Annotated in this window: 13 protein-coding genes; 2 read left to right on the forward strand and 11 right to left on the reverse strand. The window is 41.6% G+C overall.

Going from position 1 to position 11,849, the window contains the following annotated elements; translation table 11 throughout:
- Positions 1-20: 20 nt before the first annotated feature.
- From QVH07_RS15420 to QVH07_RS15470, 11 genes are all read right to left on the reverse strand, one after another.
- Positions 21-890, reverse strand: a complete 870-nt coding sequence (locus QVH07_RS15420) for an SDR family oxidoreductase (RefSeq protein ID WP_290002132.1) — start codon at positions 888-890, stop codon at positions 21-23.
- A gap of 88 nt (positions 891-978) precedes the next feature.
- The gene (locus QVH07_RS15425) at positions 979-1,395 is read right to left on the reverse strand and encodes a DUF2141 domain-containing protein (RefSeq protein ID WP_290002134.1); all 417 of its coding nucleotides are present in this window, start codon (positions 1,393-1,395) and stop codon (positions 979-981) included.
- A gap of 31 nt (positions 1,396-1,426) precedes the next feature.
- The gene (locus QVH07_RS15430; RefSeq protein ID WP_290002137.1) at positions 1,427-1,870 is read right to left on the reverse strand and encodes a nuclear transport factor 2 family protein; all 444 of its coding nucleotides are present in this window, start codon (positions 1,868-1,870) and stop codon (positions 1,427-1,429) included.
- 48 nt (positions 1,871-1,918) lie between these two features.
- Positions 1,919-2,239 (reverse strand): 2Fe-2S iron-sulfur cluster-binding protein, encoded by a 321-nt coding sequence (locus QVH07_RS15435; RefSeq protein ID WP_290002140.1) that lies wholly within the window; start codon positions 2,237-2,239, stop codon positions 1,919-1,921.
- A gap of 15 nt (positions 2,240-2,254) precedes the next feature.
- Positions 2,255-3,259, reverse strand: coding sequence for an NAD(P)/FAD-dependent oxidoreductase (locus QVH07_RS15440; protein ID WP_290002142.1), 1,005 nt, complete (start codon positions 3,257-3,259; stop codon positions 2,255-2,257).
- Positions 3,260-3,336: 77 nt separating this feature from the next.
- On the reverse strand, positions 3,337-3,783 hold the full coding sequence (locus tag QVH07_RS15445; RefSeq protein WP_290002144.1) for a MarR family winged helix-turn-helix transcriptional regulator: 447 nt from the start codon (positions 3,781-3,783) through the stop codon (positions 3,337-3,339).
- Between the two features lie 74 nt (positions 3,784-3,857).
- The gene (locus QVH07_RS15450; protein ID WP_290002146.1) at positions 3,858-4,820 is read right to left on the reverse strand and encodes an ABC transporter ATP-binding protein; all 963 of its coding nucleotides are present in this window, start codon (positions 4,818-4,820) and stop codon (positions 3,858-3,860) included.
- 5 nt (positions 4,821-4,825) lie between these two features.
- On the reverse strand, positions 4,826-5,854 hold the full coding sequence (locus QVH07_RS15455) for an iron ABC transporter permease (protein WP_290002147.1): 1,029 nt from the start codon (positions 5,852-5,854) through the stop codon (positions 4,826-4,828).
- Entirely contained in the window at positions 5,847-7,004 is a 1,158-nt protein-coding gene (locus QVH07_RS15460) for an ABC transporter substrate-binding protein (RefSeq protein ID WP_290002148.1), read from the reverse strand. The genes QVH07_RS15455 and QVH07_RS15460 overlap by 8 nt, the downstream gene beginning before the upstream one ends.
- Positions 7,005-7,192: 188 nt before the next feature.
- Positions 7,193-7,618: a nucleotidyltransferase substrate binding protein gene (locus tag QVH07_RS15465; protein WP_290002150.1), complete on the reverse strand. Its 426-nt coding sequence runs from the start codon at positions 7,616-7,618 to the stop codon at positions 7,193-7,195.
- A 22-nt stretch (positions 7,619-7,640) separates the two neighbouring features.
- Positions 7,641-9,089 carry a S1C family serine protease gene (locus QVH07_RS15470; protein WP_290002152.1) on the reverse strand — a complete coding sequence of 483 codons (1,449 nt, stop codon included), beginning with the start codon at positions 9,087-9,089 and terminating at the stop codon, positions 7,641-7,643.
- Between the two features lie 232 nt (positions 9,090-9,321).
- On the opposite strand from QVH07_RS15470, the gene QVH07_RS15475 reads away from it, so the two are divergent.
- Positions 9,322-10,488: a 1-deoxy-D-xylulose-5-phosphate reductoisomerase gene (locus QVH07_RS15475; RefSeq protein WP_290002155.1), complete on the forward strand. Its 1,167-nt coding sequence runs from the start codon at positions 9,322-9,324 to the stop codon at positions 10,486-10,488.
- On the forward strand, positions 10,488-11,804 hold the full coding sequence (gene rseP, locus QVH07_RS15480) for an RIP metalloprotease RseP (protein ID WP_290002158.1): 1,317 nt from the start codon (positions 10,488-10,490) through the stop codon (positions 11,802-11,804). Before QVH07_RS15475 ends, rseP begins: the two co-directional genes overlap by 1 nt.
- Positions 11,805-11,849: the final 45 nt, after the last annotated feature.

An 11,849-nucleotide genomic window follows, 5' to 3' on the forward strand; every position in this document is an offset into this window, starting at 1 on the left:
TTTTCCTGTTTATCTGTTTTTTACCCTTTTGGACCGTCCCATTCAGAAATACCCATTCCTTCAAGTCCCGCCTTTCGAATAGGTTCAGTGGCATCATTCATAGCTTGAAAACCAAAATCTAAACCTGCAATGGTTCGAATAGGCCTTTCACCAGCAGGGGAATTGATCAAATCTTCAAAGATCTTCACTACCACCATAGGATCTGTCGGGGCATTTTCATCTTCGAAGAGGCTTTTGACCTGACCTTCGAATCCAGCAAAGAACTCTCCCACATGCTGATATGCCTGAGCGATCTCCTGATCTTCCCCATACACCATTGCACCAAAGAAATTGGTGTCAAATGGTCCCGGTTCAACTAAAACTACATCAATGCCCAGCGGGGATAGCTCGTACCTCATGGCCTCACTCATACCCTCCAGACCCCATTTGCTGGCATGATAAACTCCGAATCCAGGAAATGCACCCCTTCCTGCAGTGGAGCTGACCTGAATGATAAGGCCTGATTTTTTTGCTCTCATTTTAGGTAAAACTGCATTGGCAACTCTAGCGGTCCCTACGATATTTAAATCCAGCTGATCTAAAATTTGCTTTGAAGTAAAGGCTTCCAAAGGACCGCCAAAACCACGTCCGGCATTGTTAATCAAAACGTCCACCTCATCGATGTGATTAATGGCGTTTTTTACAGACTCATCAGAAACTACATCTAGTTCAATTACCTCTATTGAGTACCCATTGTCTTTGGCAAAAGATTCAAGCTCCTTAGCCTTCTCTGAATTACTTCCTTTCACATTTCGCATAGTAGCATAAATGTGGTGTCCTTTCTCAGCCAAATATTTAGCCGCATCAAAACCGAAACCGGAGCTACATCCGGTAATCAAAATTTTCTTCATGTTAAAAAGATTATGGTTGTCCCGCATAAAATAATAACGGACTTCTATAAAAACTTATAGACCGGAATAGTTCAATTCTGAGGTTAAATCAGAGCTCAATTATGATATGCATGTTCTCTGCTAATTTGAACCGACAATCCTCAAACTTTGGGGGGCCAAATGTGGTGCTTGGATTATTAGAAAACCCATACTTTTCAGTAGGAATAGGAACCAGTTTTCCCACATCTAGTTTTCCGTTTTCATTTTCATCCTGATAAAGGCTCACTGCATATTCTCCGGCTTCCAGCCCATCAAAGACAGCGAAGAATTCTTCAGATTCTATGGGAATATGTCGTCCCTTAAAACAGTCCTCCAGAAACTGCTCCTCTTTATTCATGATGCAAATACTCATATGCCCCTTTGCCTCTTTTATGTTCCTAACTTCAATAGTGAGGCTAAATTGATCTTGTGCCAAAGCCGAAAAGGTGGATAAAAAGATTATTAGAATCAGCGGAAGTTTTTTCATATTACTAGATAGAAATCTCTTGACTAAGAACTTATTGAGAAGGGAGCATATTTCGAATTGCCGCTATTTTCCATTCTTTTTCAAGTTTTTGGACCAGAAAAGCACTCCACATTTTTCTGACCACTATCTCTTCATTGATGATTTCATACTTGGCATCGACAAGAGCAACATCCTTAGACAGGAATCTTATTTTTTCCACAGTAAGTTTCCTTTCACCAGGGTTTGATGTGGAACTACGAAGCATACCTTGGACAGATTCCTCTTTACCACTTCTCCAGTTTCCTGAGGAGACAAGCTGATCAATATCTTCCGTTAAAATTTTATCTAGAAGAACTGTATCCATGCTCTCACGAGCTTTAGAATATTGGCTGATTAAATGAATGATATCGCTGGATTCTGATTTTTCTTTATCGCTTATTTGGCCGAAGGCAAATGAGCTTAGAAGGAAGAAAAACAGGAGTAGAGAATGTTTCATATAACCAAAATAGCAAATAAAAAGCCATCCTTAAGATGGCTTTGATATTTATTGGTCTTCCCCTCTGAGCTTGATCACTGCTCCCTCGAGCATATCGCTTACCCGAATTTGGCATGCCAACCGTGACGTATCGAAGAATTCAGGAAGATTTTCCAGCTGATCCAATTCAGCATCGGTCGCTTCCCCAAGCTCAGCATCTCCTTCCAGAATTTCGCAGTGGCAAGTTGCACAAAGAGCCATACCTCCGCAGGTAGCCAGGATGGGATATTCAAGTGCCTTGAGCATTTCCATAAGGCTAAGGCCCATATCGGTAGGAGCTTCATGCTCTACCCGATTTCCTTCTTGATCTTCAACGGTGAATTTTACCATGGCGCAAAAATAGTATTAAAATGCATTTACGCCATTTACTGTGGTGTATTTGAAGCTCAGTTTCTGATCAGGATACACATATTTAAAGGCTGAATGCATCATGATGGCGGCTTCGTGGAAACCACAAAGTATTAATTTGAGCTTACCGGGATAAGTATTGATATCTCCGATGGCATAGATTCTTTCCACTCCAGTAGAGTAATCTCTGGTATCCACCTCGATTGCGTTCTTATCTATACTTAAACCCCATTCCGCGATAGGTCCTAATTTTGGGCTCAGGCCAAATAATGGGATCAAATAATCTGTATCAATCTCGGTAAGTTCTTTCTGCTTATTTTGTAGTACCACACGATCAAGATGACCATTTCCAGAGATCTCCTTGAGATTAGAAGAAAGGATTAAGTCAATCTTTCCTTCCTGAGCTAAGTCAAAAACTTTTGAAGCTGAATCCGGAGCGCCGCGGAATGTTTCATTTCTGTGTACTAGAGTAACTCTCTCGGCTACATCAGCAAGAAAAATGGTCCAATCCAAGGCGGAATCACCACCACCGGCTAGAACCACTCGCTTGTTTCTGAACTTTTCAGGATCTTTCACCATGTAGGTTATCCCCTTGCCTTCAAATTTTTCAAGGTTTTCCAAGGCTGGCTTTCTAGGCTCGAAACATCCTAAACCACCGGCAATGATTATTACTTGGGCATGAACTTTTGTTTTGTCACTGGTGGTGACAATGAATGAACCATCTTCTTGTCTATCAAGATGATCTACTCGCTCTCCCAGGGTGAATGTAGGCTTAAAAGGTTTTGCCTGATCCATTAGATTATCTACCAATTCCTGAGCATTGATTTCAGGATATCCGGGGATGTCATAAATGGGCTTCTGAGGATAGATTTCAGAAAGCTGTCCACCCACCTGTGGCAAGGCATCGATGAGGTGACAGCGCATTTTAAGAAGTCCTGCTTCGAATACTGCAAATAGACCTACAGGTCCGGCTCCGATGATGCAAAGGTCAGTAGTAATCATATTCTTTTTCATTTAAGAGAAAAACAGTCAAGTTTTCTTTTTGTTCGCTTAATTATAATTAGTGCACGAATTAAATTTTATTCAATTTTTTCGCCTCCCAAATTCATATAAATCGTATCGAGAATTCTTTTAAATTCATCGAAATCCTCCGCATCCAGATTCTCCCAGGCCTTTTCCCTGATTTCTAAAATCTGCGGTTTTAAATCTCTTACCTTACTCACTCCCGATTTGGTCAGATGAAGTTGAAAACTTCTTCTGTCCTGGGGATGAGGAACCCTCTCCACATATTCTTTTTTGCAAAGCAAATCCAGAATTCGGGTGAGTGTAGGATGATCTTTGAACACTAGGTTTGCCAGCTGAGTTTGACTCATGGGGCCATTTTCAGAAAGATTCTTCAGCACAATCCACTGGTCCACGGTGACATCAAATTCCCCGGATTTGAACCTCTGTTGGGCATACTGCTTTACTTTTCTGGCCGTGCGGTCAAGCAAAAAGGAATATTTGGCAAACTGCTCTTGTGTCATACAAATAATTAGTACAACAAATATATAAAAAATGTTTATCAGAATGATAAATTGAAGATCTAGGTCTTCACCTTTTAGTCTTTGATATCATCGATCAAAGCTCGAATGGAACGAAAGGTTTTACCTTGATGGCTAATTTTGAATGGGTCTTTTTCCACGAAAATGGTATCTGCAACCTTCTTTAAATTAGCCTTAGTAAGAGCCTTCTCTACCCAAAATTTCAAAGATTCCGGACCCTGAACATTGATTTCAAGTTTTTCTGAGGGAAAAACAATTTTTCCCTTTTCAAGATCAAAGTGGAAAGATTCCCCAGGGATCAGCTTTTTTATTTGCCCAGCTATAATCAAGTCCTCAGGAGGTCCTTGGATCATTTGATCCTGAGAAATAAGAAGCCAAAACTCCTGAGCGGATTCAATTGCCAATTCAATATTATGGGTCACCACGAGCACTGCTCTACCTTCTTTCATTGCCAATTCGTATAGAAGAGCCATAATTTCATGCCTTCCTAGCAGGTCCAGATGAGCGGTGGGTTCATCGAGGATGAGGATTGGGCTTTCCTGTGCCAAGGCTCTGGCAATCATGGCTTTTTGCCTCTGCCCATCACTTAGCTCAGAAATCCTCTCTTTACGAAGTTCCTGAATTTTGGTGAGGGTAAGGGCTTTGTCCACAGCCTGATAATCTTCCTGGGAAAGGCGTCCGTGCCATCGCAGGTGAGGAGTTCTTCCCAAAGCAACTAGTTGTTCGACTGTGAGATTTCCGGGCATAGAATATTCCGTCAAAACAACCGAGATTTCCTTTGCAATTTCTTCTTTAGAAAGCTCATTGAGATTTCGGTTTCCTAGCAAAATCTCACCTGAAACTGGCGAAAGTTGACCTAGTAATCCCTTTATCAAGGTAGATTTTCCAATTCCATTTCTACCTAACAGACAGGTGAGTTGGTTTTTCTTTAGCTCAAAGCTCAAGCCTGAAATGACTTTTTTCTGGCCTGACTTTCGTGGATAACCTAGGTGAATATTTTTTGCTTCCAGCACTTCCATTCGTCCTAAAATTCTTTGCTGAAATTTTTTCGAATCACCAGACCGATGACGACTGGGGCACCTATTAAAGAAGTGACTGCATTTATGGGTAAGGACTCAGCCATACCCGGCAACTGGCTGACCGTGTCACAAAGCAAAAGCAAAAGAGCACCGGTAATGGAAGATGCGACAAAAAGCACTTTATGATCTGCGGTTTTCCAAACTATTCTAGCCAAATGAGGAACTGCAATTCCGACAAATGCGATAGGGCCACAAAAGGCCGTAATACTCCCCGCCAAAATTCCTGTGCTGATTATCATTAGCCATCTTAATCTGATGGGGTCTATACCCATACTTTGCGCATAGCGCTCACCGAGCAGCATACCATTGTAGGCTTTTACGGAGGTAATCACCGGAATAAGCCCAAGGGCGAGCATACCAGAAAGTGCATATACTTGTGCCCAACTCATACCCCCAAGCGATCCCATACCCCAAATCGTAAAGAGCTTAAGTGCTTCTGCTCCGGCAAAATAAGACAAGACTGAAATGATCGCCGAAACTCCTGCACCGAACATTAAGCCTACTATCAGTAAGGTCATACCATCTTTCACTCTCCAAGCGACCAGGCTAACCAATAAAAGAACCAAGGCCCCACCAAGACTTCCTGCAATGACAATGGACCAGGGACTAAAAACAGCTCCATCCGACATCATTCCAAAAGCCGAACCTAGAAGCATCAGGAAAGCCACACCCAATCCTGCGCCTGAACTGATTCCCAAAACATAAGGGCCAGCTAAAGGATTTCTGAAAAAAGTTTGCATTTGAAGCCCACTGACTGATAAACCAATTCCTGCCAAGATAGCCACCAAAGCTTTCGGAAAACGGAAATTCAATACAATTTGGCGAGTAGATTCTTTTTCCCAATCATTTGATATCAAACCTGAGATTATTTCTGAAAAGGGAATGGAAATAGAACCATAGCTGATATTCAAAAGGAACCCGAATAGTAAAATCACGATTCCACCGAAAAAAAGCCATAGAGTGGATCTAGTCATTTTTCAGGCTTTGGTAAAAATATAATTCATAGTCAGGGAGGATCTCCGGGTGCATGATCTTAATTAAATCTTTTAAAATCAGATCTGGTCTCATGTACCCCAACTCAAAATACTCCAATCCGCCTGTTGGGCCTTTTTTCAAGGTGTAGGTATAAACATTTCCTGATTTAAAGGCCTCAAAGTTTTTATATCTGGGGTCAGATTTACCCATTTCTTCTAGACTCGGAAAATCTGCAGAACCAATCCAATAATCAGCGTTGATTCCATTTTCAAGCACAAATTCGTAATTCAGTTGTAAGCTTCCGGTTCCATTCTGGTTTTGAAAAACATAGGATCCGCCGGCATCTTGTAAGATTCGGGCGCCCCAGCTATCATTTCCGGGAGCATACCAGATTTCCTTATACATAATTCCACTGAGAACACTAGGCCTGTCTGAAGTTTCTATTCCTGCGGCTAAATCCTTTGCTTGAAAATAATCGGATTTGATTTCATCAAAAACCTTTACCGACTCCTCAAATTTTCCGGTTAGAATACCAGTGAATTTGATCCATTCGGCTCGACCAAGTGGATGCTGTTCCACATACTCACCATTGATTACAGCAGGAATTCCAGCATTTTTAAAAAGGTCAAGGTATTTCAAATCTTCTCCCAGGGTTGAGATAACTATTAGATCTGGTTCCATGGAAATGACGACTTCCGGATTTGCATAGGGTCCAGAACCTAAATCTTTCACAAGCCCCTGATCAATCAATGCCCTTGCCTTTTCAGAAGATACTAAATCAGTGTTTGGGAATCCGACTAGTTGGTCTGAGATTCCAAGTAAGTCAAGATGTGGAATATGTGTAGTAGAAGTGAGAATCAGCCTTTGAGGATCAGGAGAAATGACCACATCGAAATTCCCAATGGGTAAATCTCTATTCTCTTCTAAGACTAAATAATTGAACGATTTATCTGCCCCGGTCCAAGGTTGATTGACCTCGAGAATGTAAAATTCATCGCCTTTTTTGATTGAAAAGCCTTTGGCAAATTCTAGTTCAATGGTTTCCAATTCACCTTCTTCAACCACTTTAGGCTCTGAACAGGAATTGATTCCAATCAACAGTAAAAAACAAAGGAATACCTGAAAAACGGAAAATGTTGAGACTTTCATTCGTGAGCAAATTACAATGCTGGATAAGGGTATTCCAAAAAAAATTCAATTTGTATTTTCCCCGGAAGTCTTAATACTTTTATTCTGACTGTTTCGAATTACTTTTCAGGTTCATTCTGATAATTCAAATTGTGGTCATAGACCAATTCAAAAAAGTTAAGGCCTTGTTTCGAATCCAAGAAAAAATTCTAAAGGATCTTCCTCATGTTTTCCTCAAATCGGTGAAAAAGATAAACGTAATTTTTTTCTATTTTTTTCAGAAGTTGATCCCCAGGCTCCAGATCATAGACTGGATTATATTTAATCCGGTCTATGATCATATCAAGCCAAGATTTGCCATCATGAATCAGTTCGGCATGAAAAGCTTCCACGGTCAGATCTCTTGAGCCTGAAAAAGGGCCTCGCCCATGACGCTCGAAGTATTTCTCCATGACCTTCAATGCTAACTCATGGGCCACTTCAAAATCCACGATCATTTCCCTAGCCTGGACTGGATTTAACTCTTCGGCATGAGCTTTTTGAGCCAAAACCCATAAGTCATCCAATGCTTTACTGAATTCATCCAGGCAATCTTCACATGTCTTTGGTACGGACTTCATAATGGTTTTTACCATAAGTTACCAAAATTTACCAAAGCTACCTTACCGTATATCGCTGCATGAAAGGTTGACCATTTGGGGCCACTCCCTCAAGTAAAAGTTTACCGCTAAAATCTTCCAGGTATTTCCCAACTTCTTCCGGATCGCGGGCCGGATCATCATTTATTCTGGTCAAAACAAATCCGTTTCTTAAACCTAAATCTCGAAGGTAACCTCTGTTTAATGCCGTAATTTTCACACCGAAATAAATTCCTAGCCTATCCTTTTCTATGGTGTTGACCGCTTCAAGTCTTGCGCCTAATAAATTGGAGCTATAATATTCCCTCTTGAGAACACCGTTTCCGCCTTCCAGATTTTGAAGGTTTAAGGAGGCAGATTTTGGCACTCCGTTTCTTAAGAAATCTACTTCTACCTTGTCTCCTGGATAATAATATGAAATGGCTTCCTCAAAGCTTCCCATTCCGGTGATGGATTGACCGTCTATGCTAACAATCACATCATTTTTTTGGAGCCCAGCTTCCTCGGCAGATCCATTACGAAGCACATAAGTCACTATTACTCCATCAAGGGTATTGATATTTAATTCCTCGGCTAGTTCTGGCGTAATTTCAACTGCTTCAATTCCAGGGATGGCCTTTTGAACTTCACCATAGCGAATCAGATCATTGGCCACTTTCATGGCTATGTCCACAGGTACTGCAAAACCATAACCTGTGTACGAACCTGTTCTCGAAAGGATGGCCGTATTGATTCCTACCAATTCACCTTCCACATTCACCAAAGCACCCCCAGAATTTCCGGGATTGATGGGTGCGTCAGTTTGGATAAAGCTCTCCAAGGGAAAGTCACCTCCCAGAATATTTATCTGCCTTTCTTTGGCAGACACGATTCCTGCAGTTACGGTAGAGGTAAGATTAAATGGGTTTCCCACTGCAATCACCCATTCACCGATTGCCAGATCTCGGCTTGAGCCTCTTTTAATGGCTGGAAGTGATTCCGCTTCGACTTTTAGAACAGCGATATCGGTATTCTTATCTGTCCCAACGAGCTTAGCCTGGTAAGTTCTCTTTTTGTGAACCACCTCAATTGTTTCCGCTCGATCAATCACATGGTTATTTGTAATGATATATCCATCTTCAGAAATAATGACTCCAGACCCTGTGCTCACTTGCTGCGTGGGTCCATTACCAAAGAAGTAATCAAACATTGAATACCTCCTTGGGTCAGTTCCTGAGAAATTTTTAATAAAGACTACAGATTCAGTACTGCCTTCGGAGGCCTCAACAAACGAAATTGGAGGGTTCGTCCTGGTAGAGGGCAATGAAACGGGTGATTTGGATTCTGTTGAAACCAGGCTAATTTCAGTTTTTTCAGGTTCTGAAATCGTGGTTTGTAATGTTTCTGGCACCAAAAATAGTGTCCAGGTAGCAGCTCCGGCTAAACCAGCCAAAAATGCTAATCCGATGTTTTTGATGGTTTTCGTCATAACTATATTATCGCTAAATCTAGTTTTGGGTTCAGACTTAAAGCTCAATTCACAACTTTTAGCATTCCATAAATCCATGGAACTAGCCTTATTTGTACAAATTTTCTACCAATGCATAAAATCTGACGATTTGTACAAGGAAAAGTCTTTTCATCTTGTAATTTTGTCAGCCTATCTTTAAAACCTTCGCCGATTGGCGCTGTTACTTACTCAGCCTTAGTTTATTTCCCAAATGAATAATCCAAAAAGTGTAGCCATCTTAGGCTCGACAGGAAGCATTGGAACCCAGACCCTGGAGGTGGTGAGGCAGCATAGAGAAGAATTTCAGGTGGAGGTTTTAACTGCGCAGAATAATTATCAGCTTCTGATCACCCAGGCTTTGGAGTTTGAGCCAAATGCTGTCGTCATCGCAAATGAAGATCATTACCCCACAGTTAGGGATGTGCTTCAGCCTAAAGGGATAAAAGTTTTTGCGGGTACCAAGTCCATTTCTCAGGTTGTGGAAATGGATTCCATTGATGTGGTTTTGACTGCCTTGGTAGGGTATTCGGGTTTGATTCCTACCATTAATGCGATTAAAGCAGGTAAAAATATTGCTCTTGCAAACAAAGAAACTTTGGTGGTTGCCGGTGAGATAATTACCGCTCTAGCCAAGGAGTATGGGGTCAATATTTATCCCGTCGACTCGGAGCATTCAGCGATTTTCCAATGTCTTGTCGGAGAATTTCATAACCCCATTGAAAAGATTATTCTGACCGCGTCTGGAGGACCTTTCAGGGGAAGGGATCGAGAATTTCTTTCAACAGTGACCAAAGCTCAGGCACTTAAACATCCGAATTGGGATATGGGGGCAAAGATCACCATCGACTCGGCTTCCATGATGAATAAAGGCCTGGAAGTAATAGAAGCCAAATGGCTTTTTGGGCTTAATAAAGACCAGATCGATGTGGTAGTGCATCCACAAAGCATCATACATTCTTTAGTACAGTTTGAAGATGGTTCGCTAAAGGCACAACTCGGCCTGCCTGATATGCGTATTCCCATTCAATTCGCTTTGAGCTTTCCGGATCGGTTGAAAAGTGACTTCGAGCGATTTGATTTTGCTAATTTCGCAGCACTGAATTTCGAAGAACCCGACATGGATACCTTCAGGAATTTGAAACTGGCCTTTGATTCGTTGGAAAGAGGAGGAAATGCACCTTGTATTTTGAATGCGGCAAATGAGGTTGTGGTGGAAGCATTCCTAAAAGATGAGGTTGGCTTTTTGGAGATGTCAGATGTGATTGAAGCGGCTTTGGCCAAAGTTGAATTTGTAAAAAATCCAAGTTTGGAGGATCATATCCAAACAGATGCGAAAGCAAGAAAACTAGCACAAGAACTATTATTAAAAATTAGCTAATGGATACATTAATTATGGTTGGTCAGCTACTATTGGGATTATCCATCCTTGTAGGGCTGCATGAATTAGGGCATTTGCTGACCGCCAAAATGTTTGGTATGAGGGTTGAGAAATTCTCTATCGGCTTCCCACCAAAAATCGCCGGTTTCCAATGGGGAGAGACGGAATATTCTATAGGGGCCATTCCCCTTGGAGGATTTGTGAAAATTTCCGGTATGATCGATGAGTCCATGGATAAGGAGCAAATGAACTCCGAGCCCCAGCCTTATGAGTTCCGATCTAAGCCCGCATGGCAAAGATTGATCGTTATGCTTGGTGGAATCATTGTAAATGTGATTACGGGTATTGTGATTTTTGTCTATCTCGTCTATCAAAATGGAGAGACTTATTTTTCCAGGGATCAGGTCATGGAGTATGGAATCGTAGCCTATGATATAGGTCAATCCATAGGATTAAAGGATGGAGATAAAATTATGGATATCAGTGGAGAGCCGTACGAAAAGCTCAGCGAACTGAGTAGTGGTGATGCTCTCCTGGCGGAAAACGGTTACTACACAGTAGAAAGAGATGGAGAGATTATTCGGATTGATATTCCGAGAGGATTTATAAACTCCTTTGGTGAAAAAGAAGACCTGAATAACTTCATTGATCTGAGATATCCATTTGAACTGGCAAGAGTGGATGAAGGGGGAAATGCCGAAAAAGCAGGATTAACCGTTGATGATAAAATTTTGACCGTAAACGGTGAGGAAATTAATTATTTCAACGACCTCCAACGAACTCTGGCAGAGGTGGCTGGACGACAGGCGAGCTTGGTTTATCTTTCAGGATCTGATACAGTCCAAACCAATGTAGATGTAACCGAGCGAGGTACCATTGATTTGGTAGCAACTCCTTTAGTTGAGCCGGTGGTTCGCAAATATGGGTTTGGAGAGGCTATCGTAAATGGAACGGATAGAGCATTCAGCGTGGTAGCAGTTAATGCCAAGGCCCTAGGTAAGATGTTTACCGGTGAGGTTTCCACCAGGAATGTTTCTGGCCCTATTGGTATGGCTTCGATATATGGAGACACTTGGGATTGGGCAAGGTTTTGGAGTATCACAGGACTTATCTCCATGATTTTGGCTTTCATGAACTTATTACCTATTCCGGCTTTAGACGGAGGTCACGTGATGTTTTTGCTATATGAAATGGTTTCAGGAAGAGCTCCTTCGGATAGATTCCTTGAGAATGCCCAGAAAGTTGGAATGGTACTGCTATTGGCTATAATGGTCTTTGCGATAGGGAATGATATTCTGAAATTGTTTACCAGCTAATAAGATAAGCTGACAAAGTGGCTACCTTAGCCCTTTGGCATAACC

It is taken from the genome of Algoriphagus sediminis, from assembly GCF_030403435.1.
GTDB classification, from domain to species: domain Bacteria; phylum Bacteroidota; class Bacteroidia; order Cytophagales; family Cyclobacteriaceae; genus Algoriphagus; species Algoriphagus sediminis.

Excerpts from the sequence above, each read along its gene's own strand:
- QVH07_RS15420 (WP_290002132.1), bottom strand. The coding sequence starts at position 890 with ATGAAGAAAATTTTGATTACCGGATGTAGCTCCGGTTTCGGTTTTGAT.
- QVH07_RS15425 (WP_290002134.1), bottom strand. The coding sequence starts at position 1,395 with ATGAAAAAACTTCCGCTGATTCTAATAATCTTTTTATCCACCTTTTCG.
- QVH07_RS15430 (WP_290002137.1), bottom strand. The coding sequence starts at position 1,870 with ATGAAACATTCTCTACTCCTGTTTTTCTTCCTTCTAAGCTCATTTGCC.
- QVH07_RS15435 (WP_290002140.1), bottom strand. The coding sequence starts at position 2,239 with ATGGTAAAATTCACCGTTGAAGATCAAGAAGGAAATCGGGTAGAGCAT.
- QVH07_RS15440 (WP_290002142.1), bottom strand. The coding sequence starts at position 3,259 with ATGATTACTACTGACCTTTGCATCATCGGAGCCGGACCTGTAGGTCTA.
- QVH07_RS15445 (WP_290002144.1), bottom strand. The coding sequence starts at position 3,783 with ATGACACAAGAGCAGTTTGCCAAATATTCCTTTTTGCTTGACCGCACG.
- QVH07_RS15450 (WP_290002146.1), bottom strand. The coding sequence starts at position 4,820 with ATGGAAGTGCTGGAAGCAAAAAATATTCACCTAGGTTATCCACGAAAG.
- QVH07_RS15455 (WP_290002147.1), bottom strand. The coding sequence starts at position 5,854 with ATGACTAGATCCACTCTATGGCTTTTTTTCGGTGGAATCGTGATTTTA.
- QVH07_RS15460 (WP_290002148.1), bottom strand. The coding sequence starts at position 7,004 with ATGAAAGTCTCAACATTTTCCGTTTTTCAGGTATTCCTTTGTTTTTTA.
- QVH07_RS15465 (WP_290002150.1), bottom strand. The coding sequence starts at position 7,618 with ATGGTAAAAACCATTATGAAGTCCGTACCAAAGACATGTGAAGATTGC.
- QVH07_RS15470 (WP_290002152.1), bottom strand. The coding sequence starts at position 9,089 with ATGACGAAAACCATCAAAAACATCGGATTAGCATTTTTGGCTGGTTTA.
- QVH07_RS15475 (WP_290002155.1), top strand. The coding sequence starts at position 9,322 with ATGAATAATCCAAAAAGTGTAGCCATCTTAGGCTCGACAGGAAGCATT.
- rseP (WP_290002158.1), top strand. The coding sequence starts at position 10,488 with ATGGATACATTAATTATGGTTGGTCAGCTACTATTGGGATTATCCATC.